At 47.3% G+C, this 17,076-nt stretch carries 18 protein-coding genes; 2 read left to right on the forward strand and 16 right to left on the reverse strand.

Going from position 1 to position 17,076, the window contains the following annotated elements:
- Positions 1 to 156: 156 nt before the first annotated feature.
- From argS to pta, 11 genes are all read right to left on the reverse strand, one after another.
- A complete protein-coding gene (gene argS / locus KFV11_RS10510) occupies positions 157 to 1,815 on the reverse strand; it encodes an arginine--tRNA ligase (RefSeq protein WP_254249901.1) in 1,659 nt (552 codons plus the stop codon).
- Positions 1,812 to 2,222, reverse strand: a complete 411-nt coding sequence (locus KFV11_RS10515; protein WP_149459242.1) for a YwiB family protein — start codon at positions 2,220 to 2,222, stop codon at positions 1,812 to 1,814. Before KFV11_RS10515 ends, argS begins: the two co-directional genes overlap by 4 nt.
- Before the next feature lie 146 nt (positions 2,223 to 2,368).
- The gene (locus KFV11_RS10520; RefSeq protein WP_254249902.1) at positions 2,369 to 2,872 is read right to left on the reverse strand and encodes a YwhD family protein; all 504 of its coding nucleotides are present in this window, start codon (positions 2,870 to 2,872) and stop codon (positions 2,369 to 2,371) included.
- Positions 2,873 to 2,882: 10 nt separating this feature from the next.
- A complete protein-coding gene (locus KFV11_RS10525; protein WP_254249903.1) occupies positions 2,883 to 4,178 on the reverse strand; it encodes an HD domain-containing protein in 1,296 nt (431 codons plus the stop codon).
- Positions 4,179 to 4,309: 131 nt separating this feature from the next.
- On the reverse strand, positions 4,310 to 4,792 hold the full coding sequence (locus KFV11_RS10530) for a GNAT family N-acetyltransferase (RefSeq protein ID WP_149459245.1): 483 nt from the start codon (positions 4,790 to 4,792) through the stop codon (positions 4,310 to 4,312).
- An 11-nt stretch (positions 4,793 to 4,803) separates the two neighbouring features.
- Positions 4,804 to 5,292, reverse strand: coding sequence for a GNAT family N-acetyltransferase (locus KFV11_RS10535; protein ID WP_436970233.1), 489 nt, complete (start codon positions 5,290 to 5,292; stop codon positions 4,804 to 4,806).
- Between the two features lie 69 nt (positions 5,293 to 5,361).
- On the reverse strand, positions 5,362 to 6,474 hold the full coding sequence (locus KFV11_RS10540; protein ID WP_254249905.1) for a peptidogalycan biosysnthesis protein: 1,113 nt from the start codon (positions 6,472 to 6,474) through the stop codon (positions 5,362 to 5,364).
- Between the two features lie 16 nt (positions 6,475 to 6,490).
- On the reverse strand, positions 6,491 to 7,639 hold the full coding sequence (locus KFV11_RS10545) for an ATP-grasp domain-containing protein (RefSeq protein ID WP_254249906.1): 1,149 nt from the start codon (positions 7,637 to 7,639) through the stop codon (positions 6,491 to 6,493).
- 161 nt (positions 7,640 to 7,800) lie between these two features.
- The gene (locus KFV11_RS10550) at positions 7,801 to 8,127 is read right to left on the reverse strand and encodes a YuzB family protein (RefSeq protein WP_149459249.1); all 327 of its coding nucleotides are present in this window, start codon (positions 8,125 to 8,127) and stop codon (positions 7,801 to 7,803) included.
- Positions 8,120 to 8,953 (reverse strand): lipoate--protein ligase family protein, encoded by an 834-nt coding sequence (locus KFV11_RS10555; RefSeq protein WP_254249907.1) that lies wholly within the window; start codon positions 8,951 to 8,953, stop codon positions 8,120 to 8,122. Before KFV11_RS10555 ends, KFV11_RS10550 begins: the two co-directional genes overlap by 8 nt.
- Positions 8,953 to 9,942 (reverse strand): phosphate acetyltransferase, encoded by a 990-nt coding sequence (gene pta / locus KFV11_RS10560; RefSeq protein WP_254249908.1) that lies wholly within the window; start codon positions 9,940 to 9,942, stop codon positions 8,953 to 8,955. The genes KFV11_RS10555 and pta overlap by 1 nt, the downstream gene beginning before the upstream one ends.
- Positions 9,943 to 10,098: 156 nt before the next feature.
- Here pta and hemQ point away from each other — a divergent pair, with 156 nt between their 5' ends.
- Positions 10,099 to 10,848 (forward strand): hydrogen peroxide-dependent heme synthase, encoded by a 750-nt coding sequence (hemQ, locus tag KFV11_RS10565; protein WP_149459252.1) that lies wholly within the window; start codon positions 10,099 to 10,101, stop codon positions 10,846 to 10,848.
- 56 nt (positions 10,849 to 10,904) lie between these two features.
- On the opposite strand, the gene KFV11_RS10570 is transcribed toward hemQ, so the two are convergent.
- From KFV11_RS10570 to KFV11_RS10585, 4 genes are all read right to left on the reverse strand, one after another.
- Complete coding sequence (locus KFV11_RS10570; protein ID WP_254249909.1) at positions 10,905 to 11,930, reverse strand: ferrated catecholamine ABC transporter substrate-binding lipoprotein SstD; 1,026 nt, start codon at positions 11,928 to 11,930, stop codon at positions 10,905 to 10,907.
- Positions 11,931 to 12,021: 91 nt separating this feature from the next.
- Positions 12,022 to 12,825, reverse strand: coding sequence for an iron ABC transporter ATP-binding protein (locus KFV11_RS10575; RefSeq protein ID WP_254249910.1), 804 nt, complete (start codon positions 12,823 to 12,825; stop codon positions 12,022 to 12,024).
- Positions 12,818 to 13,771 carry an iron chelate uptake ABC transporter family permease subunit gene (locus KFV11_RS10580; RefSeq protein ID WP_254249911.1) on the reverse strand — a complete coding sequence of 318 codons (954 nt, stop codon included), beginning with the start codon at positions 13,769 to 13,771 and terminating at the stop codon, positions 12,818 to 12,820. The genes KFV11_RS10575 and KFV11_RS10580 overlap by 8 nt, the downstream gene beginning before the upstream one ends.
- Positions 13,755 to 14,717, reverse strand: coding sequence for an ABC transporter permease (locus KFV11_RS10585; protein ID WP_254249912.1), 963 nt, complete (start codon positions 14,715 to 14,717; stop codon positions 13,755 to 13,757). The genes KFV11_RS10580 and KFV11_RS10585 overlap by 17 nt, the downstream gene beginning before the upstream one ends.
- A 220-nt stretch (positions 14,718 to 14,937) precedes the next feature.
- Here KFV11_RS10585 and KFV11_RS10590 point away from each other — a divergent pair, with 220 nt between their 5' ends.
- The gene (locus tag KFV11_RS10590; RefSeq protein ID WP_436970234.1) at positions 14,938 to 16,281 is read left to right on the forward strand and encodes an APC family permease; all 1,344 of its coding nucleotides are present in this window, start codon (positions 14,938 to 14,940) and stop codon (positions 16,279 to 16,281) included.
- Between the two features lie 431 nt (positions 16,282 to 16,712).
- On the opposite strand, the gene KFV11_RS10595 is transcribed toward KFV11_RS10590, so the two are convergent.
- The gene (locus KFV11_RS10595) at positions 16,713 to 17,075 is read right to left on the reverse strand and encodes a DUF423 domain-containing protein (RefSeq protein WP_254249914.1); all 363 of its coding nucleotides are present in this window, start codon (positions 17,073 to 17,075) and stop codon (positions 16,713 to 16,715) included.
- Between the last annotated feature and the right edge of the window lies 1 nt (position 17,076).

The raw sequence follows: 17,076 nt of genomic DNA on the forward strand, positions 1-17,076 counted from the left end.
TGTCAAAGTTATGATGCAAAAAACCGGAATTGCATCACAAGTCCCGGAGTTATGATGCAAAAAACCGGAATTGCATCACAAGTCCCGGAGTTATGATGCAAAAAAGCCCGGAACACCATTCTTCTCCCTGAAGAGATGATGTTCCGGGCTAAATTATTACATCCGTTCGGGCGCAGTGACGCCGATTAATGCAAGTGCGTTATGCAGGGTGATTCTGACGGCCTCAATCAGGGCGATATGTGCCTTTGATTTCTCAAGGTCATCTGTCAGTACTTTCTCTGCGTTATAAAATTTATGGAAATGACTTGCTAAGTCCTGAATATAATTCGTCATGCGGTGCGGTGCACGGTATTCCGCTGCGCTGTCGATCGTGCTTTCGAAGTCAGCGACACGTTTCAGCAGTTCAAACGCTTTGTCATTCGTAATAAGTGATAAGTCAGCGGCCGCATCGACTGTAATGCCCTGCTCAGCTGCCGCACGGATGATGGAGCATATACGCGCGTGTGCATACTGCGCGTAGTATACCGGGTTGTCGCTTGACTGACTTTTTGCGAGTTCCATGTCAAAGTCAAAGTGTGTATCCGGGCTGCGCATCGTCAAGAAGTAACGGGCTGCATCGACACCGACTTCGTCCATAATGTCACGCAGCGTGATGGCATTTCCTGTCCGTTTGCTCATCTTCACTTCCCGGCCGTCCTGCAGCAGGCGCACCATCTGCATCACCTGCACTTCGAGGCGGCTTGAAGAAACGCCTAACGTCTCAAGAGATGCTTTGAGACGCGGGATGTAACCGTGGTGGTCGGCACCGAATAAGTTGATCAGCACATCGTTGCCGCGCTTGATTTTGTCGTAGTGATACGCGATGTCCGGCAGGAAGTACGTATACGTGCCGTCATTCTTGATCAGCACGCGGTCTTTGTCATCACCGAAATCTGTCGTGCGCAGCCACGTCGCGTCTTCTGCCGTGAACGTATAGCCGTTCGCCGTCATCGTCTCAAGCGCACGCTTGATGGCACCTGATTCGTACAATGATGTTTCACTGAACCAGTCGTCAAAGTGCACGTTGAAATCTGCTAAGTCCTGCTTTAATTTCTTCATCTCATAGTCAAGGCCGAGCTTGCGGAAGGCTTTAATGCGTTCTTCTTTAGTAAGAGACGCATAACCCGGCTCGTTGTTCGCGATGTCTTCACCGATCGCAATGATATCTTTACCGTGGTAGCCGTCTTCCGGCAGTGCCGCTTCCCGGCCAAGCGCCTGCAAATAACGCGCTTCAATCGAATACGCGAGATTCTCAATCTGTTTACCGGCATCATTGATGTAATATTCACGCGTCACACTATAGCCTGCCGCCGCTAAAATATTGGCGAGCGTATCGCCGACTGCGGCATTACGGGCGTGACCGATATGCAGGTCGCCTGTCGGATTCGCTGAAACGTATTCCAGCAGCACGTGTTCGCTGCGGTCGCCCGGATGATGGCCGAACGCCGCACCTTTTGTGAGCGCCTCTTTAATGATATCTGTCAAATAGCTGTTATCCATGTAAAAGTTGATGAAACCCGGGCCTGCGATATCCAGTTTTTCGACATGTGCTTTTGATGTATCCAGGTGATCAATGATAGCCGCTGCTATGTCACGCGGATTGCGCTTCGCAAGCTTCGTCAGCACCATGGCGATGTTCGTCGCATAGTCTCCATTAGCTGTATCTTTCGGTACTTCAATCTTGATTTCAGGAACTTCAGTCACTAATTCCGCCTTAATAATAGCCGCCTTGATTTCTTCTATTAAAGTGTCCTTTAACTGGTTGACGATATTCATATAGCGCTCTCCTTATAGTCTAATTGATATTTGAATTGTCCGAGGTCCTCGCCCCGCTCACTCAGCTTGTAATGAATGATCAGCCGACCGCCTGTAGACAATGCCTTATAATCGAGTCTGGTCGTTGTCACATCCATCACAGTGCGTCCGGCAGGCGTCGTATAGACGTTCTGCGTCGTTTCACCGTAGACGAACAGAAAATCCATCTTCACAGCACCGCGCCTTGAAATGCGGATGCCCGCGGGGTCCATCTTGACGCGCACATCAATCGGTTCACCGTCCAGCATTTCTGTATATGAGACATAAGGAACGCGGCGCTTTGTCAGTGTTCCTTCTACCTCGTTATGATACTTCATCACTTCATTATTCTGCTTCAGCTTCTGTTCTGTTGTGACCCAGACTTTCATAATTATCACCTGTATTTTATTATAGCAAAAATTAAAGAAAGCAGGTACAGAGACCTGCTTTCTTTAGTGTCCTAGCTATTTTTATAGCTACCGTCATTTTACTTCTACCACCTTTAAAATACAAGGCAGCGAAAATATGTTCACAATTATGACACAAAAAGTTGTTCTTTAAGTGTGTCTGCTGAATACTCCCACATCTCAGCGTTATGATTTTTCAGGAAATCTGCAAGCACACGCTTATTGCCATCACCGATATGGTCAACAATAACATGGTGCTTCATCGATTTGTCCATCATATTGACATGTTCATGCATGCGTTTGAAGGCGCGCTTCTTCTCTTTGTTGACGAGCATATAGCAGGCGGTCACGCCGGCGTAATAAGGGCCGTCCTTACCGCGTTCTGTCGTCACCCAGACGAGCCAGTACGGCTTTGCCGCGTCACCTTTCACTGCTTCTTCGTCATCAATCCACTTGACGCGTTTTTCGACTTCACTTCTTGCGTGCATCGCACCGATATCGATGAAGGCACGCTGTTCCAGCACATCGATGAAGACAGGTGCGACGTTATCGAGACTGATGGCACCGATGTTCGTCCCTTTATGACCATCCAGCGGGTCGTTTTTTATAATATTGAATTGAAAATTACTCATCTTATCACTCCTAGTTCAATTCATTCAGCAGATTAATGATGGCGCCCCGGACTTCGAGGTCTTCAATGCCGAGGATCAGTTCTTTCGGATAATACAGCTTATAGTCCATGCGGTTCACGCCGGTAATACTGCTGATGATGACCGACTGCGTGCTGATTTCCTTAACGCGGCCGGAGCGGGTCAACAGATGTATCGGCTTGCGGTTGTTATTCGAGCCCGGCCGGTCATAGTCATATGGCAGGTCGCTGAACGAGTCAGAGACAAAGTAGTATTCCGGGTCAATGCCGGCACGTTCAAACAGTTCTGTCAGCTCACCGGTCGTAATGACCGAGCCGTCAAACGGCAAATACTTGAACAAGTCCCGGTTGACGAACCGACGTGACAAATCACTTAAAATCGCGTCGTCTTCTTCCATCCACTCCTGCAGATAATAGAAGACAACTGTCTCATCAAGCCGCAAGTAGTCTTTGACGGAGACACGGCCGGAAAAGAACGGCAGCAAGTAAGTCGGCAGCGCTTTGAAGTCGTAGCCCGCTTCATTCAGTACTTTCACGCGTTTGAAGCAGCGGTTCAGCAGCACTTCGCCGCCGCGGCTGACCGGATGGAAGTACACCTGCCAGTACATCTGATAGCGGCTCATCAAATAATCTTCCACCGCATGCATGCCACTCTCTTTGATCATCACTTCATCTTCAGTCGGCCGCATCAGTCTTAATATGCGCTCCATATCGAAGCTGCCGTAACTGACGCCTGTGTAGTAGGCATCGCGCTGCAAATAATCCATGCGGTCCGCATCAATCTGCGACGAAATCATCGAGATGACGAGCTTATTCGGATGCGTCTTGTTGATGACTTCCGCCACTTCTTCTGCGAACCCCGGGTGCACACGTGACAGCACGGCGTTCACTTCTGTGTCACCTGTAATAATGGCCTGCGTGTATTCCTCGTGGTCAGTGTTGAAGATCTTCTCGAAGCAGTGCGAGAACGGGCCGTGACCTAAGTCGTGCAGCAGTGCCGCGCATAGAGCGAGCGGCCGGTCTTCGTCATGCCACTCAGGCCTGCCGTGGAACACTTCGTCAATCATCCGGCGCACAATTTCATAGACGCCGAGCGAATGGTTGAAGCGCGAGTGCTCAGCCGAATGAAACGACAAATAGAGCGTGCCGAGCTGCTTGATCCGGCGCAGACGCTGAAATTCCTTCGTCTTGATCAAATCCCATATCAATTGATCTCTGACATGAATGTAGCGGTGTACAGGATCTTTAAACACTTTTTCTTCAGGCATTTTCTGAAATTGATAGGACATAGCGTTCTCCTTAGATGAATGTTAACTAAAGTTTACCACAAAAAAAGGAGACCCCCATATAGATAGGTCTCGAAACGTTCCGCACAGCATACTGCTGATGTGCGTCATGAACTACAGCAATCTACTTCGCATCACTCCAAGTTCAATCGTTTTTCCAGCAGCCCTGTCAGTATCTTCTCTCCGAAAATCTCTTCCTCATATTCTCTGACGAGTTCAAAGCCGTGCTTATGATAGAAATTCCGTGCACCCTGGTTGTCGCTTGCGACTTCGACGAATAATGCCGTGTAGTCGTCAAAGCGCTTGATGCCTTCCTGCAGCAGCGCTGTACCGACGTCTTTACGCTGGTAGCCGGGCATCACATAGATCGCCGCCAAATAAAGTTCACGGCCGTTGATGAAGTTCGCAAAAGCGATAACTTCACCTTGTTCCTCGGCGACGAGAAACAGTGAGTCATTCAGTCTTTTCTCCAAGCGCTCATCGCTGTATGCTGCTGTTAAAAACTGCACAATCGTGTTTGCCGCCATAATGTTCTGATAGGCATCGTGCCATGCCATTGTCGCTGTCTTCTTAATTGCCGGTATATCGTGTCGTTCTGCTTGTCTTACTTTAACCATTGTTGTCTCTCCTAATCTAATTTAAATCCCAGAATCGATAATGAATACTTATCCCCGTCCATTACCGCTACATCAGGCAGTCTGCCGTATTCTTCGAAGCCGTTCCGACCGAACAGCTTGAGCGCACGCGTATTATGCGAAAATACAAAGGCAAGCAGCGTCTCAATGTCAAGCGTCGCTGCAATGTCCTTCATCATAGCGACCGCCTGCTGCCCGATGCCGCGCCCTCTGAACTGTTCGTCTAAATAAAGACTGACTTCAACTGTCTTGTTGTAGGCCGGCCTGCCGTAAAATGTCTCAAAGCTGAGCCAGCCGACTGTTTCTCCGTCCTGTAAAAACAAAAAAATCGGACGCTTATCTGAATGGTTATTAAACCAGGCAGTCCGACTTTCTACAGTGACAGGCTCAGTATCGGCAGTAACTTGACGACTTGCTACGGTTGAATTATAAATCTCTACAATACGCGGCAGATCTGCGAGCACTGCCCTTTTCGTTTCTATTGCCAAGTCATCACCACCTAAAATATATGTAGTCTAATTATAGCATTATTGTCAGAAAAATAAATATATTTAGTTGAACTGCAGTCGTTTTAGCAGCAGCGCGCCGAGCGGTGTCGCGACTGCAGTGAACAGCTGATAGGCAAGCTTCTGTGTACCCGTCAAGTGGCCGCTATAGACGAGATGATATTCAAGCGCCGGCCGTGAACCGCGCGCGAGCTTATAATCTTTAGCGCCGGCACTGTTGTTGACTTTAAGTCCGTTGTCGATGGCATACTGATACAGCAGGCCGCTCGTCATGAAGTACAGGCCTTTCACCGACTGGTCCATACCGAAGTAAGCCGGAAACAACGTGTCGCCGACTTGCTGCACTGCCATAAATGAAATAATGCGGCTCTGATCTTTGACGATGAACCATTGCAGCTTGAGCTTATCATAGAGAAACTTGAAGAACGCTTCTGTGTAATGCGGATTATGGACGGAATACTTCTCGAGATATACTTGCTCATAAAGCGGCAGCAGCTGGCTGAACTCGTCTTCCGTCAGCTGGTCTGTCACTGTATAGCCGCTTTTGTTGAAGCGCTTAATATCCTTCTTCAGATCTTTACGTTCATTTTTAGAATGTGCTTCATTCGGATTGAACAAATAAACCGCACGGGAAATGAGCGGTTTATAACCTGCTGACTGAAGACAGAGGATTGCTCTATCGTCATGCACCGTGTTCAATGTCCGAAAGACGATTGCATGATGCGGAAAACATCGTGTCAGCTCTTCAGTGATGCGCCCAACGTGCTCAAACTGGCTGTCTGTATAGAGCGTCGTTGACATAAATGACGGAAACACCGTGACTGTCTGCTCTTTCGTCAGACGAAGCAGCAGCCGGCCTGCACCGAGCAGCAGTGACGCTGACCGCTTCATAACGGGCTTCAGCGTCATGCGGTCCACTTCTGCGATCATCTCATCGATATACTGTGCGGTGAATGAATGGATCCAGCTGTCATGATGACGCCCGTCTTTAATGCTGACCGGGACAAGCTGGCCGCTGACCGCCATCACCTGCACGTCTGCATGGACATTACGGATGCCTCTGTCGATACCGGCCATCATATAAGCCAGGTAATCAATATCCACCGGCATATCAGTCAGCTGCGCAATCGGCAGCGCGTTTAATGTGTGATAGATCATATGCTGCCCTCAACTTCTATAGATTCACGATATCTTCGTTCCATTCGATATCGTATGTCGTGATCTTATTGACTGTGACTTTCTGCTGCTTAGCCGAGAGCCACCACTGTGCCCCGCTGATCAGCTGTTCGAAGAAAATCACTTTCTCACTCGGATGCCAGAAAATATCTTTGCCGTACTTCAGCTTGTCGAAGTTATGCTTCTTCGGCCGCAGCAGCCAGTTGTAAAATGAGATGAAAATAAGCTGACGTGCTTCATATTTCGGTTCACAGACGTTTAAGTCCCAGACAGCGGGCTCCATGAACAGCGCACCATTCGTCGCCCGCGGATTACATTCAATGAAATAGTAGTCACCTGTCGTGTCACACTTAATGACGTCAAATGCTATCTGGTAGGACCAGTTCAGCTGACGGATAATCGATTCGATAATCGCCTTCAGCTCGTCATTTTTCCGGGAATGGAAATGCGTCGAGCAGTTATAGCTCTCGTGAGCATTGGATAAGTAAAGGGACGTCGATAACGTGCGGCCGCCGAGAGCGACAAGGGACGTCGATAACGTGCGGCCGCCGAGAGCGACAGAGTAGGAACACCACTCTGTTCCTTTGATCAATGTCTGTATCATAAACGGGAACTCGATGAAATTGCTGTTCTCAAGTTCCATACGTGTCAGCCTGCGCACGGACTGCCCGAAACGTCCGTAAGGCTGCTTGACGATATAGTCATCACCTGGGAAAGCAGCGATAAAATCCGTCAGCTCCGCCTGATTTGACACATAAGCTGTATCCGGCACTTTAAAGCCCATGGCGTCAATCAGCCGCGTAAAGTTATATTTATTATGGACAGACAGCATCTTCGTGATCTCTTCGACCCATACCGGTGCGAGCAGCCGGTGCTTGTACTGCGATAAGTAGAACGATTCTTCATTCAACGGGATAATGACATCGATGCGATATTTTCTAACAGTATTGTTGATCTCGCGGATGTATTCTTCAGTTGAAAAACGCGGCGATGTCGTCACAATAAACTGTTCGATAAACTTAGAGTTCTTGATGCTGACCTTGCTGGTAGAATCCGTCAGAAACACGCGGCGTCCAAGTGCGACCTGCTGCTGTACAACTGCATAGGAAATCGGTGCACGTGCACCCGTAATCAAGACACGCTCCATCAGATTGTCACCCCTAGTCCATAGTCTATATTCCACTTAAATATAGCACCCACATGTAAAGCGACTGTAAATTTACAATAAAGAAGTATGTAGGAATGTAAAAGCGCTCAGTTGACAAGATAGTAAAAGACGCACGGCCATGAGAGCCGTGCGTCTTCATATTATTTCATTCGTTTCGCTTTCAGCTTAGCATCGATTTCTGCCTGGCGGCGCTTACGTTCTTCGTTACGTGCTGCAAGTCTTGCTTCCTCTTCAGGGTCGCGTTTTTGTGCGAGTCGTTTAGCGACTTTCTCCATCAGCTCATCTTCAGTCAATGCCGCACATGGACGGTTGTTAACAAATGCGAATGTTTTCTTTCGTCCTGGACCACAGTAGGATTGACATGCGATTTCCACTTCTGCGTCTGGATCCATTTTCCGAAGCTTCGGCAGCAGCGTTCTAATGTTCACTGCCTGACAGTCGTCACAGATCTGAAATTTATTACGCATCGTTACTCACATCCTTCATATTTTTGATCATCTTATCATTACGTTCAATCATCCGGTCGAAGTAGTCATTATACAACGACCATACCTCATCTGTCATCTCTTTCTGAGTCAGTGCAGCACCGAGAGACTTCAGAGCAGCAAGCAATTTGAACAAGACGTCTTCTACCGTCAGTTCTACTTGCAGCAGTTCACTCAAGCTCGCCATATCTTCAGGATGAATGTCAGGATAACTGAACTTCGTCTCTTCGTTCTGCAGCGCCTGCTCATAAAAGTCACGCATCAGTTCAGCGCGCGCGCTGCCGCTTCCTTCCACACACAAATAGATCTGCACGGCGACGCCACCGCGGACGCGGCGCTGCGAGATGCCGGCAAACTTACGGCCGTCGATGCTTAAGTCATAGCTGCCGGGACAGTAGGAGTGGGCAATCTCCTTCGCCGCTATAACGCCCGCGTCTTTAAACATCTCTTTAACAAGTTCATACATCAAGTCGTAACCGGCATCAATCGAGAAACTTCTGCCGCCGTTGAATATGAGTGAAATGTTGAGGACGCCGCTGTCCAGCACGACGCCGAGTCCACCGGAATTACGGACGATGGCACCGTAGCCTGCATCATTTAAATACCTGATGCCGTCTTTCAAGTGCGGCAGCCGTGAATCATGAATCCCGAGTATGACGACATGCTGATGCACCCACGTTCTGACGACACTCTGCCAGCCGAGCGTGCCGGTCAGATGGCAGAATGTATCATCAAAACTGAAGGACTGCATCGGCTGCAGTCCTGTCGTGTGGTCAACATATTGCCACTCGTCATGAAACAAGTTCATTAAAGTGTTTGCGCTGCTGTGATGATCGCTAAAGAAACAACATCTTCTGTTGAGCAGCCACGTGATAAGTCATTGACTGGTGAGTTCAAACCTTGAAGAATCGGTCCTACTGCATCAAATCCGCCTAGGCGCTGCGCAATTTTGTAACCGATGTTACCCGCTTCAAGACTTGGGAATACGAAGACATTCGCATCACCTTGAATTGAAGATTCCGGCGCTTTTTTTGCTGCCACTGAAGGAACGAATGCAGCATCGAACTGGAATTCGCCATCGATGACAGTTCCTGCAAGTTCTGTTTCCCCAGCTAATTTTTCGTTAGCTAAGCGTGTCGCTTCAACGACTTTCTCTGTCTCGTCAGTTTTTGCCGACCCTTTAGTAGAGAAGCTGAGCATCGAAACTTTCGGTTCCATACCGAACGCTTTAGCTGTCTTCGCACTTTCAATCGCGATTTCTGCTAAGTCAGATGCTTCAAGTGTCGGGTTGATCGCACAGTCACCCATGACGTACTGCTCATCGCCGCGGATCATGAAGAAGACGCCTGACGTACGGGCAACGCCTGGTTTTGTTTTGATGATCTGCAGTGCCGGGCGGACCGTATCTGCTGTTGAGTGTGCCGCACCGGATACTAATCCTGCTGCTTTACCTGTGTAGACGAGCATTGTGCCGAAGTAGTTCGGGTCGTTCAGCAACTGTTCAGCCTGCTCCTGAGTCGCTTTACCTTTACGGCGTTCAACAAAGGCAGCAATCAGTTCTTCACGCAGGTCGCTTGTCGCAGGGTCCAGCAGCTCGATACCGTCAATCGCAATACCCAGCTGGTCAGCCAGTGCAGTCACTTTTTCCGTGTTACCTAAGACGACAGGTGACACGAAATCACTGTTGTTCAATTCAACCGCTGCCTGCAGGACGCGTTCGTCGTCACCTTCCGGTAAGACGATCTTCACGTTTTTACCTTGCAGATTGTTTTTTAATACATCTAATAAATTAGCCATAGTAGCCTCCTAATGCTTCTCTTATGTTAATTTCCTTATTCATTATATGACATTTCACCTATTATTTCACGTCATCAATTTGTAAAACTATGAATGCGGAATTTTCAGTGGATTATGGTATATTAGAAGTGACAAATCGTAAGGAGAGATGACGAAATGAACGAAGCAGCAATTACTCTAGACGGCTGGTACAGCCTGCACTTATTCTACACAATCGATTTCACGAGCTTGAAAGTGCTGGACAAGGCAGACCGGGATGCGATGGTCGATGAACTTAAAGCGTTCGTCGCTAAGCTGGACGACAACCATGCCGCTAAAGAAGGCTCATATGCCCTTTACAATATTACAGGACAAAAAGCCGACTTAATGCTCTGGCTTCTGCGCCCTGAAATGAAAGACTTGAACGCCCTTGAGAATGAATTCAACAAACTCGCACTCACAGATTATTTAATCCCGACGTATTCATATGTCTCCGTCATTGAGCTGAGCAACTACTTAGCAGGAGAATCCAACGACGATCCTTATCAGAATCCGCACGTGAGAGCACGCCTTTACCCTGAAGTGCCACGTTCAGCTTATGTCTGCTTCTATCCGATGGACAAACGCCGTACACCAGAAGATAACTGGTATATGCTCGATATGGATGCCCGTAAAGGCATGATGCGTTCACACGGTTTGATTGGCCGCAGCTATGCCGGTAAAGTCAAGCAGTTCATCACAGGTTCGGTCGGCTTTGATGACCATGAATGGGGCGTCACGTTATTCGCAGACGACGTTCTCCAATTCAAAAAATTGATCTACGAAATGCGCTTTGATGAAGTATCTGCACGTTATGCAGAGTTCGGCGAGTTCTTCGTCGGTCACCTGCTGACTACAGAAGATCTTGCGCCGCTGTTTGAAGTATAGTGCTGTAAAATACCCCGGTACCTGTTAAAGGTACCGGGGTATTTTGCGGGATGATGCTATTTATAGCCTTTTTCAATCTCTTCAATTTGCTGCACAGTTGTTTTCGCACCGCCACTTGAGAAGTACCAGAGATACGGATCGAGCTCGATAATCTTATGTTCTTTAACGGCATTCACATCTTTAATCACTTCATTTGACAGTGCCTGTTTGCTTGATGACTTACCGCCGACTGCGACGCCTCTATCCATCGCAAAGATAATATCCGGGTTTTTGTCGTTCAAGTATTCGAAGTTAATGACCTGACCATGGCCTTCTGCTTTAATGTGGTCGTCTGTTTCTTTGACGCCAAGCACTTCATGGATGAAACCGAAGCGGCCGCCTTTACCGAAGACAGACAGCTCGCCTTCATTCGCCAGCACGAATAATCCTTTTGCGTCTGATGCCGCTGTCAATTTCTTCACTTCTTTGATCTTCATATCCAGCGTGTGAATGAGCTGCTTCGCTTTGTCTTCTTTATTAAAAATTTTGCCGAGGTTTTCAGTGTTTTCTTTCACACTGCCAATGTAATCTTTATCATCTGTACCAACATAAAGGATGGTCGCGTCAGGTGCTGCTTTTTTCATTTCATCCAGCACTTTACTGTTTGCCTGGCGGCCAGAGATAAGAATTAATTCAGGGTTTATTTCAGCCAGCTTCTCGAAGTTTGGTTCTTTTAGTGTCCCTAAGTTCGTATATTTGTCATCTTTGAATGACGCAAGGAACTTAGGCAGTGAGCGGTTGCCTTCTCCTTTCGGCAGACCGACAACGCGATCTTCCACACCAAATTCCTGTATTGTAGAAAGTGCACCGTAATCAAACACCGCTACTTTTTTCGGGTTTTTCGGTACTGCAACAGTTTCTGTCACTTTTTTCGCATCGCTGCCGTCTTCTTTCTCACCCATGACCTGGTAAGATGATTTAATCTTCACTGCTTGCTGCGATTCACCTGCTGCTGATGATTTTTCTTTGTCCGTCTTATTCCCGCAAGCTGCAAGCGCCAGGATAAACACTAAAGTTAATAACACTAATGATAATTTCTTCATTTTCTGCTCCTTTATAGTTATATGATTTCCCCGCTTAGTATGCCCGATCAACTGCTTTCTCCCCGGCAACACTCCCTTCAATGATTGATGCTTACACCAGCTGGACTTCTTCAATGAATTCATCGACTGTCTTCTCATCGTCGAAGTAGACGCAGATCTGCTGGCCGAATATACATTCGATGTTAATGTCCATATCGTAAACTGCTTTCAGCGCCTCTGTCGTGATCACGTCGTCTTTCCTGCCGTCCAGCAGCACTTCACCGTCTTTTAAGGCGATGATATAGTCCGCATAGCACGACGCAAAGTTGATGTCATGAATGACGATGACAATCGTTTTCTGTTTTTCACGGACGAGCTTACGGAGCAGCTGCATCATCTGGACAGAATGCTTCATGTCCAGGTTGTTCAGTGGTTCGTCCAGAAAAATATAGTCGGTGTCCTGGGCAAGTGTCATAGAAATGTAGGCACGCTGGCGCTGGCCGCCTGACAGTTCATCCAAGTAGCAGTCCTGCATATCGGTAAGGGCCATATATTCAAGCGCCTCATCCACTATTACGTGGTCCGCTGTTGACAGCCGCCCTTTCGTATACGGGAAGCGGCCGAAGTTGACCAGTTCTCTTACTGTAATTTTAAGATTTGTATGGTTACTCTGCTTGAGTACAGCTAATTTCTTTGCAACAGTATCGCTTTTCATTGTCATAATGTTCTCGTCATCAAGGTAAACTGTGCCGGCATCGGCATCAATCAGCCGGGTCGCGGCGTTCAGCAGTGTGCTCTTACCGGCACCATTCGGCCCGATAATAGCAGTGATAGCCCCTTCTTTGATGCTCGTAGTCACATTGTGCAGAATCGGTTTCTTTCCTATATGAACAGACAGTTGTTCGATGTTAATCATGTGCACCCTCCTTAAAGAGTAAGTAAATAAAATACAGGCCGCCCGCAAAATTGATCATAATCGTAATTTCTGTATTCCCATCAAATAAATACTGCGTCAGCATCTGTCCGACCATCAGCGTAATCGCTGAAATAGCAATGGTCGCGGGAATCAGCAGACGGTGCTCAAATGTCTTCATAAACTGATAAGTGACGTTACAGACGATGATACCGAGAAATGTAATCGGACCAACAAGCGCTGTCGATACACTGACCAGCACCGCAACGATGAGCAGCATAGAGCGGGTCAGCTGGTCGAGATCAATACCGAGATTCAGCGCATGCACTTTACCGAGACTTAACACATCCAGCTCATGACGTTTTTTGTAAACGAGCAGAAGCATGGCGACAATGATGACGGCACAAATGCCGAGCAGTGATGAATTCACTGTGTTGAAGCTGGCAAACATTCTGTCCTGCAGCATCAGGAAATCATCTGGGTTCATGACCATATGCATGAAGCTCGACAAACTTTGAAAGCATGTCCCCATGACCATCCCGAAGAGCAGAATGAAATAAACGGAGACATTCTTTTTGAAGACCAGCTTGAACAGTCCGAGCGTGAACAGAACCATTAAAATCACTGAGATAAAGAAATTCACATATGCATTGACCAGCACAGCGCTGAACGTTCCGAACACAAAGATAAGAATCGTCTGAATAAAGAGATACACAGCGTCGAGACCTATGATTGACGGCGTCAGCAGATGATTTTCGGTCACTGTCTGGAAGATGAGCGATGACACGCCGATTGCAGCTCCCACAAGAAGAATGGCAGCGACTTTTCTCAGCCGTGACGGGAGTACATAACCGAGCGTGTTAACGTTCAGCTGGATGATGATGAACAAAGCAATCATCACTACAAGGACAACAGCAAGCAGGATAATTGCGTTAAATTTTTTCTGCATAGCTTTTTCTCCTTATTAAGAGCAGCGTCATAAATATAAGACTGCCGAGTATACCGAGCGTCAACCCGATCGGAATCTCATACGGGAAAATAATGAGACGGCTGAAAATATCTGCTGTCATCACGAGTATGGCGCCGAGCACCGCTGTAAAAGGCAGCGTCTTCTGCAGATGATCTCCGACCAATAAGTTGACGATGTTCGGCACAATCAGCCCTAAAAACGGCAGTACTCCGACGGTGACGACGACAGTAGCTGAGACGACCGCTGCAATGACTACACCAAGGTTCATGATTCTGTCATATGAAATGCCGAGGTTACGGCTGAATGACTCACCCATGCCGACTATCGTGAAGTGATGCGCAAAAAAGTAAATGAGGATGACCATCGGCACAATAATGATCAGCACTTCATAACGCCCGGTCGTTATCATTGAGAAATCCCCGACAAAGAAATTGCCGATGCTCTGTATCGCATTGAATCTGAGCGCTATAAATGTTGCGAGACTTGAGACGATGTTGCCGAGCATGAGTCCGACAAGCGGAATAAAAATCGCATCTTTATACTTGATGCGTCTGACGATTCCCATGAACACCATCGTGCCGATAATAGCACTGGCGATTGCAAACGATAATTTAATGAGAATATGTGCGTCAGCAAAAAAAATCATCGCCAGCAAAATGCCGAGTTTCGCAAAGTCAAGCGTCCCTGCGGTCGTCGGTGAGACAAACTTATTGCGCGTCAGCTGCTGCATGAGTAGACCGGCAACGCTTAGTGCGACTCCTGCCAGAATGATGGATAATGTACGCGGCAGCCGGCTGTTCAATAATATATTTTTGTCGTTCTCTGATAAATGAAGCAGACTTGCCGGTGTGACAGTCACTACTCCGATGAACATAGAGACGATTGACAGTAATAAGAGCGTGATAACAAAATAACGTAACTTCATGATAAACTCCTTCGCGAATGATAATCATTCTCATTAATCATAAAAAAGATGACTGAAGAAATCAAGCCATTTCTGAAAAATAGACATATTTTATGCACCCATCAATAATTTTAACAGCCTCATTACGCTGAAATAATGACAGAATATGATATCAAAAAAATATATTCTTAAAATTCAGTTCATGTTATATTGGTATCAATTCGTGTATTAAAGGAGAACTATTATGGAGAACAAGCAGGGTTTACAGCAGACCATCGGCTTCTGGACTGCGATCACTATTGTTATTGGTACTATTATCGGTTCAGGTGTCTTCGTCAAACCGTCCGTTGTACTGAATCATGCCGGTACTAGCACGATGGCCATATGGGCATGGATTGTCGGTGGTATTTTGACGCTTGCAGCCGGTCTGACAATTGCTGAAGTCGGCGCGCAAATTCCGAAGACCGGCGGATTATATGCTTATATCCGCGACATTTACGGCCGCTTCTTCGGCTTTTTGACGGGCTGGGTGCAGACCGTTATTTACGGGCCTGCAATCATCGCATCACTGACATTATTCTTCGGTATTCTCGTATCAAACTTCTTCAATCTGAGTCAATCGGCCGGCGTCTGGCTCGGCATTATCGCGCTTACGTTTCTTGTGCTGCTCAATATTATGGGCACTTCTCTCGGCGGTGCGATGCAGAACATTACAACGATCGCCAAGCTGATTCCGGTAGTGGCCATCATTATTTTCGGCCTGCTGTGGGGTAAGGCGACGATTTTCAATCAGGATGTGACAAGCTTAATCGTCGAGAAAGACCAGATCAACTTCGGCCGCGCAGTGCTTGCTACATTATTTGCCTACGACGGCTGGATCATGCTGACGAACTTAACAGGTGAGATGAAAAATGCGAAGCGCAATCTGCCGCTTGCGATGCTGGTCGGTCTGTCCGTCGTGACGCTGGCCTACGTCTTCATCAATATCGCTGTCTTCCACGTCATTCCGGCTGAAACACTCGTCGGCCTCGGCAACACGAGTTCAGCAGAAGCTGCTAAAGTACTGTTCGGCGACCTAGGTTCGAAGTTCGTCAACATCGGTGTCATCATTTCGATATTCGGCTGTCTGAACGGTAAAATCATGACATTCCCGCGCGTGCCGTTCGCTATGGCAGACGATAAGCTGCTGCCGTTTTCAGGGCCGATCGGCTATGTCAGCAAGAAAACGAAGACGCCGGTCGGTGCACTCGTCATCGTCTATATTTTAGGGCTTATTCTTGTACTGCTGACACTCGCTGTGCCGTCAGTCGTCAATGCTGACTACTTATCAGAAATCTGTATTTTCGTCATCTATGTATTTTATATTATGGCGTTCGTCGGCTTATTCCTGCTCCGTAAGCGACATCAAGGAATGGCAAGAAGTTACTCCGTGCCGCTGTATCCAATCGTGCCGATTGTTGCGATTGTCGGCGGGCTGTTCATTATTATCAGCACACTGCAGAGTGACTTTCTCGGCGCACTCTACTCCATCATCATCGTCCTGATCGGTATTCCGTTCTACTTCGCGCTGAAGAAGAACAATTAATGTTTATCCGGCTGCCATTTTGGTTATAGTCTAATAAAACTAGCGAAAAGAGGATTTTAACTATGAGCAGATTAATTCGTCTATTAATCAGATTAAGCCCAATCTTACTACCAATCATTCAACGTCAACTGAATAAACGTTCTAGCAGCAATCGCTACAACAAGTAAAAATCAAGCCATTGTACTGCACCCTAAACATTAGACCTAGAATCTAATGTTCAGGGCTTTTTTTGGTTAATTATGATCTCGCATTCAAGCTGAAAGTAGTAAATGCATTACAATAATAAGCGTATCAACTCTAAATCAGACTGGATGAACCCAGCAGGATTCAGAGAGAAAAGCCTAAGTTTAAAAACTGCATAAAAAAAGGAACGGATTTCTCCATTCCAAAAAATTCTGACGTTTGGGGTTCACTTCAAGATAGCTTGGTTTTTATAATTTCCATGCTGCAATGACAAGCATGACCCATGCGGCAATAAACATCACGCCGCCGAGCGGTGTGATGGCGCCAAGCATTTTGATCTGTGTCACTGCAAGTATATATAGTGAGCCGCTGAAGAAAATGATGCCGAGCGTCATCAGCCAGCCCGCTACATTCAAGTTCAGTGATGTTGTGCCTGACAGCACACCGAGCACGAGCAGGCCAAGTGCGTGGTACATCTGATACTGCACTGCTTTCTCCCAGATGCCGAGATATTTCGGTGTCAGCTTCCCTTCCAGTCCGTGCGCACCGAACGCACCAAGTGCCACTGCCAGCAGTGCATTAATCGCACCGATAATTAAAAATGTCTTCATT

Origin of the sequence: Macrococcus equipercicus, assembly GCF_024205945.1 — a bacterium.
In the GTDB taxonomy this organism is placed as follows: domain Bacteria; phylum Bacillota; class Bacilli; order Staphylococcales; family Staphylococcaceae; genus Macrococcus; species Macrococcus equipercicus.